We start from the raw sequence: 15,157 nt of genomic DNA, 5'->3' as shown, positions 1-15,157 counted from the left end.
CTTCGCGTTCGCGAGCGCGAGGCTGTCCGCCTCGGCGAGGAACGGGAACAGGGGCTTGTAGGAGGCGGGTGTCGCCGGTTTCCGTCTCGGTCCGGTCCCCGCTTTCGCCTCCTCGCGGATGGCGATGCGGTCCTCGAGCAGCTTGTTGTAGATGAAGCGGGCGCAGCCGATCGTCCGGACCAGGAACTCTTCCTGTGCCGGCGTCGGGTGGAGCCTGTATTTGTAGCCTTTCAGCATGTCCGTCCCTCCTCCCTCCAGAAGATCGTGATGTGTCTTCCTCATCCGATACCCGTGGAGGGGGAGGGAGAATCTGACGGAATCACGAACTTTTGTTCGTCATGTCTGTCACAGGGAGAGAAGAGTTTTGGACCGGGCGATTCATCCCCCACCTACGCCGGGCTTCGCCCCGAGACGCTTAGAGGAGGGAGAATTCTCGCCTGATTTAGTTAAACATAGTCATTTACACTCAAAATGACCATGATTCTTTTTGTTATAGGTGAAACAAACAAAGCGCTCGACCGTTTCCATACGAAACAGTCGGGCGCTTTTGTTAGTTATAATTTCGTTCGATGACAAAGCTCGTCTTGTCCCCGCGGAAGTAGGAGCGTGAGTATTCAATCGCTCGTCCCGACTCATCCTCTGTCACCGTCTCGATATGGAAGCACGGTGACCCGAGTGGACAGTCGAGGAGTGCACTCACCTTCTCGTCAGCTAAGGCAATTTCTAGTGCCTCCGTCGTCTTGGCGACATGAACGTCGTGGACTTCAGCGAGTGTGCGGAAGAGCGAATGCTCGGCCTGTTCTTTCGTGATTCCCGGTGCGATCTGCCACGGGATGAACGAGACCTCATACTGTGTCGGCTCCCCGTCCGCATGACGGATTCGCTCAATCTTTTGAATCGGGGCATTGTCCTCTGCTTCGAATACTGAAGCGATTTGACCGGACGCCGAGATGACCGAAATGTCGATCAAGGCGACTTGTCCACGCTTCCCTTGGACGGCGAGCTGGGCCGCATAGTTGTTCGGCGTATACGACAACGTCTGTTGTACTTTCTTTCCGGCGACGAACGTCCCACGGCCTTGTTGACGGACCAAATACCCTTCCGTCGTCAACTGGTTGAGGGCGCCTCGTACCGTCGTCCGGCTCACATCGAACTCCTCGCAAAGCGCGTACTCGGTCGGAAATTTTTCCCCTTCTTTATAGTGCCCACTCTTGATGCGGGACAACAGTTCATCCTTGATTGCGGTTTGGAGCGTCGATTGCGACATATCTCCATCTCCTTTACGTTGGGTTGGTTCCTTTATTGTGATACAGCAATCATACAATTGCAAATACAAAAACTTATTTGTATTATTTGTACTTTTTATATTGCCGAAAGTTGTACTATTTGTTATATTTGTTACGACAAAAAGAAATCGCTTTCAAAAGGAGGAGTTGGCACCATGGCAGTCAAGGTCGTCATCATCGGCGGTGGGTCCAGTTACACCCCGGAAATCATCGAAGGATTGATTGATCGACAGGCAACGTTCCCCGTTCGGGAGATCGTGCTCGTCGACATCGAAGAAGGGAGGGAAAAACTAGAGATCGTCGGTCGTCTCGCAGAGCGGATGATCGAGAAGGCAAACGCCGAGATCACGCTCAGTTGGACGCTCGACCGAAGAGCCGCACTCGTCGGCGCAGATTTTGTATCGACCCAGATTCGGGTCGGTGGACTGAAGGCACGTGCGCTCGATGAACGCATCCCGCTCAAGCATGGCTTCATCGGGCAAGAGACGAACGGCGCGGGCGGATTGTTCAAAGCGTTCCGTACCATCCCGGTCTTGATCGACTTGGCAAACGAAGTCGCCGAGATTTGTCCGGACGCCTGGCTCGTCAACTTCACCAATCCGGCGGGCATCGTCACCGAGGCCGTACTCAAGCACTCATCTCATAAGAAGGTCATCGGTGTATGCAACATCCCGTTCAACATGCGAAACTCGGTCGCCGAGATCCTCGAGACGCCTGTCGAACGAGTCGCGATTGAATTTATCGGATTGAACCATTTCGTCTTCGGCCGTCACGTCTGGGTCGACGGGGTGGACCGGACGAGTGACGTCCTCGCCTCGCTCAACGCAGGCAACGACTACTCGCCGGCGAACATCGTCGGGCTCGGTTGGAGCGAATCGTTCCTATCGTCACTCGGCATGTTACCGAACCCGTATCACCAGTACTACTTCCAGACGAAAGACGTGTTGAAAAAAGACCTCGAGGCGTACGAACAAAACGGCACCCGTGCCGAAGTCGTGCAACAAGTCGAGGCGCAGTTGTTCGAGAAATACAAAGACGTCGATCTCGCCGTCAAACCGGAAGAGCTTGAAAAACGCGGAGGCGCCTACTATTCAGACGCCGCCTGCAACTTGATGGACTCGATTCACAACGACCGCGGCGACATCCAGACGGTCAACACGCTCAATAACGGCACGATTCGGGATTTACCAGACGATGCGGTCATCGAAGTGAACGCCGTCATCACGAAGTCGGGTCCTCGCCCCATCTCCATCGGCGCGTTGCCGCTCCCGATTCGTGGGCTCATCACGAACTTAAAAACGTTTGAACAGCTCGCCATCCAAGCGGCTGTATCCGGCACGTACGAGGACGCCTACCTTGCCTGCCTCATGAACCCGCTCATCCAAGACGAGAAACGGATCGATCCGCTTCTTAAAGAGCTGTTCACAGCGCACGAGGCGTATCTACCCCAATTTAAGAAGGAGGTTTATTCATGAACAAGTTTATTGAAATCGCGGGACGTATTGGGTCCCAAAGGCACTTAGTCGCCATCCGTGACGGATTCGTTTCCGTCATGCCACTCATCATCGTCGGGTCGCTCGCAGTCCTCATCAACAACTTCCCAGCCGTCAACATCGGTAGTCTCTCGCTCGACTTCGTCGGATCGATGAACAACCTGTTCGGCGAAGGAAACTGGCAAGGACTCGGTGGTAGCATCTGGACCGCATCCTTTGCGATACTCGGGCTCCTGATCGCTTTCTCGATCGGGTACAACTTGGCCCGTTCGTATGGAGTCGACGGACTCGCGGCAGGTATCTTGTCGCTCGCCTCGTACATCATGCTCGTACCGGTCACGGCTGACTGGGGTCTCAACTTCGCATGGCTCGGCGCACAAGGACTCTTCGTCGCCATCATCGTATCGATTGCCGTCACAGAAATGTTCCGCTACCTCATCAATACGAAACTGACGATCAAGATGCCAGAAGGTGTGCCGGGTGGGGTCACCCGTTCATTCCAAGCGCTCATCCCATCGATCATCATCTTGACGGTCGTCGCAGGATTCCAGCTCTTCATGACGCTCGTCGTCGAACTTAGTGTGTTTGAAGTCATCTTCAAAGCGATCCAAGAACCGCTCCAAGGATTCGGCGATTCACTCCCGGCCGCCCTACTCATTGCTTTCTTGAACCACATCCTTTGGTTCTTCGGGCTTCACGGGACGAACATCATCGGCTCGGTCATCGAACCAGTCTATCTCCCGCTCATCGAGCAAAACTTGGCTGCCTTCCAAGCCGGAACGTCAGCGTTTGATGTACCATATACAGTCACAAAACCATTCTTGGATGCATTCGTCTTCATGGGTGGATCGGGTACGACGTTCGCGCTCTTACTCGCGATCTTCATCGTCGTCCGCAAACAACGGAATCACCCGTATCACCAAGTCGCCAAACTGTCGACACCAGCTGGTCTCTTCAACATCAACGAACCGGTCATCTTCGGTCTTCCGATCGTGTTGAACCCGATCATGCTCGTACCGTTCATCTTAGTACCGGTCACGCTCACGATCATCTCGTACGTCGCGCTCTCGACGGGCATGGTGCCGAAGACGGTCGCCATCGTCCCTTGGACAACGCCACCTATCATCAGTGGATATTTGGTCACGGGCGGTAGTGTCCGCGGCGTCTTGCTCCAAATCGTGAACTTGTCGATTGCGACAGCGATGTACATTCCATTCGTCATGGCAGGAGCGAAGGCGATGACAGCCGAAATCAATAAAAACAAAGCCGCAACCGAGGAAGGAGAAAAAATTTCGTGAAAACCGAAACGATCCAAGAACTCTCGTTTATGATTATCTTACATGCCGGAAATGCACGCTCCTCTGCATTCGAGGCCATCGCTGCCGCAAAACGCGGTGAAGCGGACGAAGCGAAAGCAAAGTTGAAAGAAGCCGATGCGGCCTTTTTAGACGCACACAAGCTTCAGACCCAGCTGTTACAGGAAGAGGCACGGGGGACGACGAGCGACATGAGCGTCCTCCTCGTCCATGCGCAAGACCACCTCATGACAGCGATGACCGTGAAAGAGCTTGCCGTCGAAATGATTGACATGATCACCCGATTGAATCGATTGGAGGAAACGACATGAACATCTTACTCGTCTGCTCGGCAGGAATGTCGACATCGATCTTAGTGGAAAAAATGCGGAAAGAAGCCGCCGATCGCGGCATCGATGCATCGATTGACGCGATTCCAGAATCGCGCTTGAAAGAACAATCGAACGTCGACGTCATCTTGATCGGACCACAAGTCCGCTACCTCGAAGGGAAAATCAAATCGTCCGTCAACGTCCCGGTCGCGGTCATCGACAACATGGCGTACGGGATGATGAAAGGTGACCTCGTCCTCGACCAGGCACTCGGTCTCGTCAATGCCTAAGACGTTCGTCCTCGTCAACGCTGATGATTTCGGATTGACAACGGGTGTGAACGCCGGCACTCTCGACAGTCACGTGAATGGAATCGTCAATTCGGCGACGATGATTATGAACGGATATGCCGTCGAGGAAGCGGTCCGACTCGCGAACCAACATCCGTCGCTCCGCGTCGGGGTCCATCTCGTCTTGTCCTGGGGCAAACCGCTCGCCGACACGAGTGCCCCTCTCACGAAAGAAGACGGCACGTTCCGCTACACGAGCCGCTTCTTGACTGAAGACTCGCCTGACCCGGAGCTCGTCTATTTGGAGTGGAAAGCCCAAATCGAGGCGTTCCTTGCGACAGGACTCCCGCTCGACCATCTCGACAGCCACCATCACATTCACGGCTGGCCTGTCCTGCACGACGTCATCATTCGTCTCGCTGAAGAATACGACACGACGTTTCGGGCCTTAACGACGCTCGGGTCGCGCCGGGACTTGTGGGTGACCGAACGGTTCAGTGATCAGTTCTACGCGGACGGTGTCTCTCATGCGACGCTTGACGCCATCGAACCGGGAGCATCGATCGAAGTGATGGTGCATCCGGCCGACCTCGATGACCGTCTTCCAAGCGTCACGTCTTACCTCGTCCCACGCCTCCTTGAAAAACAGGTGTTGGTCAACTATGAACGCCCCGATTGGTGGGCATGACAAAAGCGGGTTCCCATGGGGGGACCCGCTTTTTTATAGGTCAAATGCTCGTTGAATCTGCGCCGCCGTCTCCTCCGGGCTTAAGTTCGTGTTGTCGATGCGGAGATAATGCTCGACGTCTAGTTCCCCCGGACGTGAGTTCAATCGATACATCGTCGCCGTCTGTTTCAGGTCTGCCTCAGACCAGGCGATATCACGCTTAGACGGTTTATGGGTGAGGCGATTCTCCGTCGTATTGCGCGCGAGCCGCTCTGCCATCTCGGCCTCGAGCTCGACGTAGTAAATGTCCGCCCCGTGTGACTCGAACAAATTCGTCACCTTCTCCACGTAATCCCAGTCCTCCTGCATGTCAAACGCCCAGACGAACGTGAAGATCATGCCGGGTAAATCGCTCTTGGCGACCGCCTCGAACAGTTCTTGACGAAAGTGTTGGACGAGTCGCTTCCCTTCCGGTGTCCCATAATTGAAGAACGGGCCGACGAGGTCGATCGTCATATGGTTATGGAATAATTTCAGTCCGGTTTTGTCGGCGAGCGCCTGTCCGACCGTCATCTTGCCGACGGCTTGTGGACCGAATAAGATGATGAACTTCATTGGATTGCCTCCTATACCTTTTGATGATTCTATCACGAGCGTTCGATTGTGGAACCCCCCTAAAATTATTGTTTACCTTCTTCGATTTGAAGGAATAGGCATAGCATCGAACTCTATAGAAAGAAGGTGCCCCCGTGACTTGTCCCCACTGCGGAAAGAAGACACGATCGAAAACGGTCTGTCCGACGTGTGGCCGTCGCTCACGTCGCACGATTTGGTTATTTGCCACCCCATTTGCTATCGCACTCATTGCATTCGTCACCTTCATTGGAAACGCCTATTTCACGGATATGCTACGTTCCACCGACTCGCTCGCCGACCAGGTCAACTTGTCGATTCGTGAAGAAACCGTCTTCGCTGACGAGGCGACACCGGTCGACTTTGAAACGCTACAAGAGAGCCTCTTCACCGTCAGTTACGGGACGGGATTTTTGGTGAGCTCACGCGATGTCGTCACGGCTGCCTCGAACGTGGCCGGATTGACGAACATCATCATGTATCATGACGGGGAGGCCGTCTCCGGCACCGTCGTCGGTCGTACGAATCTGATTGCCGTCATCCGCATCGAAGAGACGGATCATACACCATTCTTATTCACGCAAGCCATCGCGGCAGAGGACGAGTCGCTGACGACACTGACGATGAAAGAACGTATCAACGGTACGGTCACGTTCGCCGAGAACGGTTATAGTCGAAACTTTGATTTGCCACGTCATGCGTATGGGAGTCCGCTCCTTTCCGCGTCCGGTCGGGTCGTCGCCATCCATTTACGTGGGATCGCCTTGCCGACCGCTTTGTTCGAACGGGATGTCCGGACGTTTATCGGAAAAGACGTACCGGCCCCACCACCGATCGAGCTTGCACCGGTTGAGCCCGTCACGCCTGACTTGACCGAAGAACCACCCGTCGTTCCGGAAACCCCTTCTGTTCCTGAGGCGCAACCTGAAATCCCGCCGGCCACTGAACCGGAGACGCCGGTCGAGGAAGAAGTCGAAGAGGTCGAAGAAACCGAACCGACGACACCTGAAGTGACGCCGGAAGAACCTGCAGAACCACCGAGTGAACCAGAGCAACCGACGGACCCACCGGAAACGGAAGAGCCGATCGAGGATGATCCCCCGGTAACGGAGCCAGAGGAGCCGACCGAGCCGGAAGAGCCAGCGGAGCCAGAAGAACCGACGACGCTCGAACCAGGCGGGGATGAGGACTCCATCGTCGAAGACGACCCGGAAGAACCGATTGAAGAAGAAAACGACACAAGCACCCCATCTGAATGATGGAGTGCTTGTTATTCGTCGCGTGTGAAACGTCGTTGGAGATTGCCAAGAACTGCTCCTAGTCCGAGAAGCAGAATCGACAGTGCCCAAAACGGGAGCGTGTCTTGCAGCAACCAGACGACGAGGGCACTGAAGCCGATGACGGCCCCGAGCCATAAAAAGTTCCGTTGTCCCATATGGTTCACCTCGCTCTCATCATAACACATCGATGCGATGCGCTGCCGCTTGCGGTGGCAGGGAACGCGTCATCTGTTCAGCGTATTCGACCCTGACTTGTTGTCCGACGAAAAGCAATTCTACATCCAACATGTGCTTCTCTATATGAAACAAGATACCGTCAAACGGCTCCGCCTCAAGAGTCGGGGCGACCCGAATCTTTCCTTCCATCACTTCTGCGATATATCCTGTGAATGTCGCCATATCCTCCTCCCCCTTCACTTACCATTTCCCATTTTTACAAAAAATGCTACTCTCTCTTATGGGGAAAAAGTATAATAAAGCCACACAAGTATTTGTGAGGAGGACACCATATGACACAAACCATCGATTTACACAACCCGGAATTTCAGCGAACGTTCCTTGAGATCATGCTCCTCGCAGAATTAACGGAAGCTTACAACGCTGAAGCGATCAACGACATGGCGACACGGGGCGAGACCGCGTTCCCGAAAGACCCGTTTTTCCCTGCCATGCGCGCCTATCCACATATTCGGGAAGGGGATATCGAGTCGGCCAAGCGTTGGCTCGACAAAGCGAGCGAACTCGGCGACCACTACATCCTTCATATACTAAACGGGTTCGTCAGTGAAGACACGGGGTTCACGTTCGAGGCGGAGCAACACTTCCTCCGTGGCGTCGAACGCTATCCGGACGTCCCGCTGATGCATCGCGCCATCGCCGTTCACTACTTTGACCGAAAATTTTACGGTGAGGCCGGCCTTCACATCATGCACTATACGAGACTTGCAGGGTTCAATCCGGACACCGTACCGATGCTTCTCGAGTTTTTCCAAGTGTATGACGACATTCCGCTCGATATGGTCGATGAGCTGATGAAGACGGCGAGCGGCTATTTGATGTCAAGCCCGCATGACCCGCATGCCCACTCCCTCTATGCCTCCATCTGTAGCCATCGCTTCGCAGCACTCACAGCCGACCTTGAAGACGATGCCCCGCTCACCGATGAGATGATTTGGATGCTCATCGAAATTGAGAATCATGGGATGTGGAGTGCGACCTACGACCGTAGTGAAGAGCGGATGTTCCGCCACATGTTCGCAGAATACGTTGACAATGTCATCCTTCCGAACACGTCACACCTCTATGTGTGGCGCCTTCGGATGCGCTACTTGACACGTCGCCTGACACACCGCTTCACGGGTGGGTATACTGTACCGACGTCCTAAAAAAACATCACGCCAGCACGGCGTGATGTTTTTGTTTACCCTGCATATGGTTTAATCGGTCCGCGTAAGCTGAACGAGTAGTCCTCGGGGTCGACGATCCCGACGACCTCGTCCCCTTCGAGCAACTCATACAGAAATTCTGCCATCTCGCGCGCCGTATGATACTTCGCAACGTTCTCGCTATAATCGAACCTTTCCGTATCTCGAGCCCGATCAGCAAAACTCGTCTCCGTCGCGGCCGGTGCGAGTACTTTCGCCCGAAGTTTTGCATCGTTCTGTTCTAACTCGCGTGCGAGCCCTTCCGTGTACGCACTGACGAAGAATTTCGTCGCACAGTACGTGACCGAGTTCGGGACGATGCGATATCCCCCGACAGACGATACGTTCAACAGTTGTGCCCCTTCGACGTCGTGATAGTCACGGACGTATAAGCTCGACAAGACGGTGAGCGCCTCGATGTTCAAACGAATCATGTTCTCAATCTTACCTAAATCCACCTCTTTGATTTGTCCGGCATCCCCAAACCCGGCGTTGTTGACCCACGTCTCAATGTCGAGGTCTGCGAGCGACTCATACAGACCGTACACGTTCTCACTGTATGACAGGTCAATCGATTTGATGATGACGTCGCAATCAGGCGAGATGGATTTGATCTCATCACGTAGCGATTCGAGCTCTCCTTTTCGTCTTGCGACGAGTACGAGTGACTTGCCTTTTTCGGCAAGCAACTTCGCCGCCTCATATCCGATTCCTGAACTGGCTCCTGTAATGACCGTGTACTTCATATGATCCACTCCTTTTTGTCGTTTACCTTGATGTTCATTCCCTACTTTTTAGATGACGAATCGTATCGATGTGAACGAAAAGCCCTGACTCCGAAGAGACAGGGCTTTAGCGGAACGCTTTATTTCTTGATACAGTACCTTTCGATTTGAATTGCGAGCTGTGAAATTTCAATTGATTCTGTCGCCGTTCGAACACAAAACAGAATGGCTTCTGTTTCATCTAATCGTAATTTATATCCGTTACGGGTCAAAAATAACTGCAAAGCAGCATATGCCGTTCGTTTATTCGCATTCAAAAAACAATGGTTTTTTGATAGTGAATGAAAAAGTGCCGCAGCTTTTTCAAACAATGAGGGATAGGCACCCACCCCGAACGCAGAGTGATTCATCCCCTGAACTGAAGAATTGAGCAAGCCCAAATCTTTTATTCCAATCGGTTCCGCAGGTGAATATCGTTGAATCATGAGTTGATTGATTGCTATAATCTCATCCTCTGTCACAATTCTCATCACCGATCAACAAGTCCTTTAAATGTACCATCGTGCTCTTTGATGATTTCATCCATCTCCTTAAAGAAATCTGGAGAAATGTTTAAATGAGAGGGCACTTCAATTTTTCGAATAGGTTGGATCAACAAACCTTCATCCGTTGTAATGATCGAAACTTGATCGCCTACGTCTAGATTGAAATCTCGTAATTCACTCATCGGAAGTGAAACGTGTACCGAATTTCCGTGTTTTACGAGTTTTCGTTCAATACTTCGAATGACACGCATAGCATAACCTCCTCATCATCTTATCGTACGTACGGTATATATAGTACGTATGTTAGCACATTTGAGTGATTACGTCCATGTTGCAACCACCTAAGTCGTGAACTTTCCAATCAACGTCTGCAAGTCGTTCGTCATATTGCCTAGCGACTCAGCGACCCCGTTCAACTCTTGAATCATCGCGAGTTGGGAGTCAGCTGTCTCACCGACAGAACGCATCGTCTTCGCCATCCCTTCACTGTCTTGTGACATTTGAAGAGAGGACGTCGCGACTTGCTTCGTCGTCTCCGCGATTTCCTGTGAGGCGATGCGGATGTGTGACGTGTTGTCGACCGACGTCTCGAGCTGTCTGACGATTTGATCGAAGGCACCCGTCGCTCGTTCGAGTAGAAGCGTATTCGTCTCGACGCGTTTCGCACTGACGGCATGTTGGTCAAGGACCTCGTTCGACTGCGCCTGAATCGACTCGATCAGTCCGGCGATTTGTGTCGCCGACTGTTTCGACTGTTCGGCGAGTTTACGCACTTCTTCTGCGACGACGGCGAACCCTTTTCCTTGTTCGCCGGCACGTGCCGCCTCGATGGCCGCGTTCAATGCCAATAAGTTCGTCTGGTCCGTGATGGACTGGATGACTTCTGTGATCAAGGCAATCTCATCGGACTGTTGCTTCAGCGCCGAGATCGATTCTCCTGTCAGACGCGTCTCCCGTTCAAGGGCGAGCACTTCGTCTTTCGCCTGCGCGATCGTCGTACCGCCTTCTTCGGCGAGTTTTAAACTTTTCGATACGTCATCGTCAATCGAACCGATTGACCCGGCGATCCGACCGATTCCCTCATCCGCAGCAGCGACCGCGTGTGATGTCCCTGTCGCCTCTTTTGCCTGCACGACCGTTTCTTCCACGACGCGGTCGATGAGACGCGTCGTTTCCTCCGTCTGGGATGCCATCTCTTCTGTGCTCGCATACAGTTCTTCTGATTGCGCCGTGATTTCTTGTGCATTTTGAGTGACACGGTCGATCAACTCGCGCAAGTTTCCTTTCATGCGATTGAAGCCGGTCATCAATTGTCCGATCTCATCTTGTGTGTACACAACCAAGTCTTCTCGTGTCAAATCGCCTTCTGCCACGACATTCACTTCTTTCGCCAATTGGCGAAGGGGACGCGTCACCATAATATACAAACCGTACCCAGCTAACGTCGTCATAATAAAGATGACAACAATGATGATCATTGAGAAACGAAGAGTCGTTTCACTAAACTTTTCAAGCTCTTCTTTTTTCGCAAACATCGCTTCCGCTGTATTTTCTTGAATCAACTGCCCTTGTCCGGTAATGAACACTGTAACGTCTGGCATTTCCTCTAATCCGAGACGATCAACTTCCCGATCATCCTTTGCATCAATCGCAGCAACCAATTCGTCTGACAACCCATCATATTCGAGTGCGAAGTCAAGAAGTTTTTCAAATGATTGCTTTTCTTCTTCAGAATTTGACAACTTGATTAATTCGCGTAATGCCGCTTCTTTTTCTGTGGACCCTAGTCGTTCTTTGTCCAAATGGGTAGGATCTTGATTCAACATATACCCTCTTAGTCCATACGCTTGTCGTGTCATACCAAGTGATAACGCATCAGCCGCCTTCATTCGCATGACGTCCTTTGCAATCATCTCTTCATAACGACTTGTCGCATCGGAGAGTGTCAAAAGATTGTACATCATACCGATTGCGGTCAAGACAAGAACCATCCCAACTGCACTTAACAATTTTTGTGTCAATGTCAACTTTTTCAATGCTCGTTTCATTTCAATCGAGGATTACTCCTCTTCCACCTCTTTTTCTTTCTATGGTTATGTACTTCTTTTTCTATATCGGACATAGAAGCCTAATTTGTACCAATAATTTGAAATCCATAACCTCATTGACCTATCTTTTTATTTTCCGGGGACAGACACGAAAAAGGAACCAGGCACATGTCTGGTTCCAATAATTGTTTAAAGTTTGAATTGAGCGACGCGATTCGATAGTTCGGTCGCCCGTTTTTCGGTTTCGCCCATCTTCGCCTGCACGTCGTTGAAGCGTTCGACCGAAAGTTGAACTTTCTCTGAGATCGACTGCGTTCCGTCCGCGCCCTCTGTCACGGTCGTTGCCACTTCCTGGATGACGCCGAGAATGTTGTCTGTCATATGGCGAAGTTGAAGCGCATTGCCCTCAAATGTCTTCGCCGTCTCCCCGAACACCGTCGCATCCTGTTCATATTGCGTCGCGGCTTCTTCGAGACGATTGTAGTCAGCCATGACTTTCGTGTTGAGGAACGTCAACATGTCCGCCGAGCTCGTATTGAGTCGTTCGACCGAATCGATGACCGTATTCGATACGTCACGAATCTCGTTCACCGTCTGCCTCGAGTTTTCTGCCAACTTACGAATTTCAGATGCGACGACCGCAAAGCCGCGACCCGCCTCCCCTGCACGAGCTGCTTCAATCGATGCGTTCAAGGCAAGCAAGTTCGTCTGGTCGGCAATCTCGAGAATCGCCGTCGTCAAGACACGAATCTCTTCGACGGACTGTGCTCCTTTGATCGCTTCGGCAAGTTCCGTTTGTTTCTTCTCGATAATCTCCACCGCTTCCGTCTTCGAGACGACCGCTTGTTCTCGCATCTCATGGGCGCGCGTTTCGACACGATTGGCCGTATCGGCACTCTCGTTCGACAAATCGACGATTGAATCGATCGAGCTTCCCATCTCTGTCGTCGATGCGCTCATCTCTTGCGATGAGGCGGCCGTCTCTTCCATACCGGCCGTCAATTCTTCGACCGTTCCAGACGTCTCTTCCATATAGTGGCTGAGTCGTGTCACTTCGGCCGAGACGTCTTTTGAAGAAGCGAGAACGACTTTTGCCGTCTCATCGACGTCAATCATGATCTCGCGAAGTGTGCCGAGGAACGTATTGAACGAACGACTGACTTGCGCGATCTCATCATTTGACGTCACCGGGATGGTCATCGTCAAGTCGCCACCTTGCGTCGCAAGTTCATCAAAGCGCGTCTGCAACGTCTGCATCGGGCGAATGATGGAACGTAACAAGCTGAGCCCAAGGAATAAAAGCAGCAAGACGGCCCCGACCGTCACAGCGACCAACGCCATGAGGGACTGCATAAATTCGCGTTCCATGTCCTGCCCGACACGTTGTGACCCCTCTGAGTTGTAGGCGACGAGGTTCGTCAATTTTTGAGTGAAGTTGTCATAGGTCGACTGGGACTGAGCATCGTAATAAGACCGTGCCATACCCGTGTTTCCGTTCGAACTGAACGTCAACATGTTATCCGAGACACGTTGATACATCTCCCATTGACGTGAGAAGTTCTCGAAGAGCTCCTTATCTTCCGCATTCACTGCACGCCCTTCGTATTTCGGCGCAATCGTGTTGATCTCATCGCGAATCGCCTTCATTTTCACCATGAGTTCTTCTTTTATGGCCGCATCTTCCGAGACGATATGGTCGAGCTCAAGCGTCCGATAGTTTGCAGCGAGCGTGTTTAGTTCATGGGCGTAGTCGAGCCCTTTGTTCCAGTTGTTTACGATGTCGTCCGCCTGACGGTTCGCATCGCTCATCGATAGTAATGCATAACCTCCGACACCAACGACCATGAAGAGTGATATGATGACGAGTCCCCACAACTTTTGACGAATCGTCAAATTTTTGCCGATGTTCGTCCCGAAAGAATTCGCGCCTTCACGCTTCTCTCTACGCTTCCATTTGAGTGTCGGTTTCCACGTCCATGTCGGTTTTCGTTTGATCCGGCTCATCGCCTTTGACCATTTTGATTTCCATGCCATCTATGTATTCCCCTCTCAATCATGCAGTATTGTCTATACTATCGACAATTTTCAGAAAATAGTGAAGAGGATTGACCAAACTTAAAAAAGGCGACTCAAACTGCAAGAGTCACCTTCAAATGATTCAATACACAGATTTGGTTGTTTGATTCGTTCGATTCGCAGGCGTCACGACTTTGAATGTCAGTTTCGTTCCACGTCGCTGCGATCCGATATAGACGTTGGTCGTCGTCGAGCCGATGGACTTTTTGGCGACCAACCTACTGCCGTTGTAGACGTACAGCGTGCCATACGGGACGTTCGTACTCACCGCTACCGATTTCGTCGTCGAGCGGATGGTCCCCGTGCTAATTGTCGGACGGACTCCCGATTTGACGATGACCGATTTCGCATCACGATGAATCCCCGACTTCGCCTCGAAATAGAGCTTCGTTCCGGCACGTGGACGGCTGAACGTGAGCGTATACGACCCAATCGCATTCGATTTCGTCGTCGCGATGACTTTCGAGCCGTTCTTAAGCGTCACGGTCGCGTTCGGCAATGTTTTCCCGACCCGTTTCGTCTGTTCGTCTGTCAAGGTCACCGATGGAATCGTCGCACTCGGTAGCTTGTATGTGAGCTTCTTTTTCTTTGAACCGTATGCGGAATGGATGACGACCGTCGTTCCCGGTTTTGCCGAGATACGATATCGGTTCGTCCCCACTACACGTGAATAGAATGAAGTGCCGCTCGACGTCGTGAAGTAAATGTCGGTGTTTGGGTCGTGTGCCAACGTGAAGGTAGCGGACGATGATGTGAGGAGCACGTCCTTCACCGTCAATACTTTCGGTGTGTCACTCGTCACTTTTTTCTCGAGCGTCTTCGTGAACTCCGGAAGGAAACTCGCAACGAGTTTAATCGTCTGGCCTTCGCGAAGCGGTTCTTTCAAGTTGATGACATTGAGACCTTTCGTCAATCGTTTCGCCGATTCGGCTCTCCCATCACGAGAAACAGCGAGCACCGGGTCTAACTTGTCATTTTGAACTACCCCCACCTACGCTTCGCTTAGAGGTGGGGGATTCCTGAGTTATCCGACCTGACAGTCGGAACCTGATCAGGCTAGCCC

At 52.1% G+C, this 15,157-nt stretch carries 18 protein-coding genes; 7 read left to right on the top strand and 11 right to left on the bottom strand.

Features of this window, described 5'->3' with window-relative positions:
- The coding region (locus KNP00_RS13905) for a helix-turn-helix domain-containing protein (protein ID WP_215146269.1) at positions 1–237 on the bottom strand (237 nt) is incomplete at its 3' end.
- 313 nt (positions 238–550) lie between these two features.
- Positions 551–1,267 carry a GntR family transcriptional regulator gene (locus KNP00_RS13900; protein ID WP_215146267.1) on the bottom strand — a complete coding sequence of 239 codons (717 nt, stop codon included), beginning with the start codon at positions 1,265–1,267 and terminating at the stop codon, positions 551–553.
- Positions 1,268–1,441: 174 nt separating this feature from the next.
- Between KNP00_RS13900 and KNP00_RS13895 the strand changes: the two genes are divergently transcribed.
- From KNP00_RS13895 to KNP00_RS13875, 5 genes are read left to right on the top strand one after another with little or no spacing between them, the layout of a single operon-like run.
- Positions 1,442–2,761 carry a 6-phospho-beta-glucosidase gene (locus tag KNP00_RS13895; protein WP_215146265.1) on the top strand — a complete coding sequence of 440 codons (1,320 nt, stop codon included), beginning with the start codon at positions 1,442–1,444 and terminating at the stop codon, positions 2,759–2,761.
- Positions 2,758–4,077, top strand: coding sequence for a PTS sugar transporter subunit IIC (locus tag KNP00_RS13890; protein ID WP_215146263.1), 1,320 nt, complete (start codon positions 2,758–2,760; stop codon positions 4,075–4,077). Before KNP00_RS13895 ends, KNP00_RS13890 begins: the two co-directional genes overlap by 4 nt.
- Entirely contained in the window at positions 4,074–4,406 is a 333-nt protein-coding gene (locus tag KNP00_RS13885; protein WP_338082288.1) for a PTS sugar transporter subunit IIA, read from the top strand. The genes KNP00_RS13890 and KNP00_RS13885 overlap by 4 nt, the downstream gene beginning before the upstream one ends.
- Positions 4,403–4,696, top strand: coding sequence for a PTS sugar transporter subunit IIB (locus KNP00_RS13880; protein WP_215146261.1), 294 nt, complete (start codon positions 4,403–4,405; stop codon positions 4,694–4,696). The genes KNP00_RS13885 and KNP00_RS13880 overlap by 4 nt, the downstream gene beginning before the upstream one ends.
- Entirely contained in the window at positions 4,689–5,384 is a 696-nt protein-coding gene (locus KNP00_RS13875; RefSeq protein ID WP_215146259.1) for a carbohydrate deacetylase, read from the top strand. The genes KNP00_RS13880 and KNP00_RS13875 overlap by 8 nt, the downstream gene beginning before the upstream one ends.
- A gap of 33 nt (positions 5,385–5,417) precedes the next feature.
- On the opposite strand, the gene KNP00_RS13870 is transcribed toward KNP00_RS13875, so the two are convergent.
- Positions 5,418–5,978 carry an AAA family ATPase gene (locus KNP00_RS13870; protein ID WP_215146256.1) on the bottom strand — a complete coding sequence of 187 codons (561 nt, stop codon included), beginning with the start codon at positions 5,976–5,978 and terminating at the stop codon, positions 5,418–5,420.
- A 134-nt stretch (positions 5,979–6,112) separates the two neighbouring features.
- Here KNP00_RS13870 and KNP00_RS13865 point away from each other — a divergent pair, with 134 nt between their 5' ends.
- Positions 6,113–7,255, top strand: coding sequence for a serine protease family protein (locus KNP00_RS13865; RefSeq protein WP_215146254.1), 1,143 nt, complete (start codon positions 6,113–6,115; stop codon positions 7,253–7,255).
- Between the two features lie 11 nt (positions 7,256–7,266).
- Here the strand turns inward: KNP00_RS13865 and KNP00_RS13860 are convergent, their stop codons facing one another.
- Entirely contained in the window at positions 7,267–7,431 is a 165-nt protein-coding gene (locus KNP00_RS13860) for a hypothetical protein (RefSeq protein ID WP_215146252.1), read from the bottom strand.
- Between the two features lie 19 nt (positions 7,432–7,450).
- Positions 7,451–7,675: a DUF3221 domain-containing protein gene (locus tag KNP00_RS13855; RefSeq protein ID WP_215146250.1), complete on the bottom strand. Its 225-nt coding sequence runs from the start codon at positions 7,673–7,675 to the stop codon at positions 7,451–7,453.
- A gap of 110 nt (positions 7,676–7,785) precedes the next feature.
- Here KNP00_RS13855 and KNP00_RS13850 point away from each other — a divergent pair, with 110 nt between their 5' ends.
- Positions 7,786–8,661 carry a tetratricopeptide repeat protein gene (locus KNP00_RS13850; protein ID WP_215146248.1) on the top strand — a complete coding sequence of 292 codons (876 nt, stop codon included), beginning with the start codon at positions 7,786–7,788 and terminating at the stop codon, positions 8,659–8,661.
- 35 nt (positions 8,662–8,696) lie between these two features.
- Here the strand turns inward: KNP00_RS13850 and KNP00_RS13845 are convergent, their stop codons facing one another.
- The 6 genes from KNP00_RS13845 to KNP00_RS13820 form a co-directional block, all read right to left on the bottom strand.
- Positions 8,697–9,446 carry an SDR family NAD(P)-dependent oxidoreductase gene (locus KNP00_RS13845; protein ID WP_215146246.1) on the bottom strand — a complete coding sequence of 250 codons (750 nt, stop codon included), beginning with the start codon at positions 9,444–9,446 and terminating at the stop codon, positions 8,697–8,699.
- Positions 9,447–9,565: 119 nt separating this feature from the next.
- Positions 9,566–9,955 carry a type II toxin-antitoxin system death-on-curing family toxin gene (locus KNP00_RS13840; RefSeq protein ID WP_240542903.1) on the bottom strand — a complete coding sequence of 130 codons (390 nt, stop codon included), beginning with the start codon at positions 9,953–9,955 and terminating at the stop codon, positions 9,566–9,568.
- Positions 9,955–10,221, bottom strand: a complete 267-nt coding sequence (locus KNP00_RS13835; protein ID WP_215146243.1) for an AbrB/MazE/SpoVT family DNA-binding domain-containing protein — start codon at positions 10,219–10,221, stop codon at positions 9,955–9,957. Before KNP00_RS13835 ends, KNP00_RS13840 begins: the two co-directional genes overlap by 1 nt.
- A gap of 90 nt (positions 10,222–10,311) precedes the next feature.
- Positions 10,312–12,018 carry a methyl-accepting chemotaxis protein gene (locus KNP00_RS13830; RefSeq protein WP_215146241.1) on the bottom strand — a complete coding sequence of 569 codons (1,707 nt, stop codon included), beginning with the start codon at positions 12,016–12,018 and terminating at the stop codon, positions 10,312–10,314.
- Between the two features lie 189 nt (positions 12,019–12,207).
- The gene (locus tag KNP00_RS13825; protein ID WP_215146239.1) at positions 12,208–14,052 is read right to left on the bottom strand and encodes a methyl-accepting chemotaxis protein; all 1,845 of its coding nucleotides are present in this window, start codon (positions 14,050–14,052) and stop codon (positions 12,208–12,210) included.
- A gap of 124 nt (positions 14,053–14,176) precedes the next feature.
- A complete protein-coding gene (locus tag KNP00_RS13820; RefSeq protein WP_215146237.1) occupies positions 14,177–15,085 on the bottom strand; it encodes a hypothetical protein in 909 nt (302 codons plus the stop codon).
- Positions 15,086–15,157 lie beyond the last annotated feature (72 nt).

Source organism: Exiguobacterium qingdaonense, assembly GCF_018617855.1.
Taxonomy (GTDB): domain Bacteria; phylum Bacillota; class Bacilli; order Exiguobacteriales; family Exiguobacteriaceae; genus Exiguobacterium; species Exiguobacterium qingdaonense.
The sequence above is the reverse complement of the archived record's forward strand: the minus strand, read 5'-3'. Positions and strand labels throughout refer to the sequence as shown.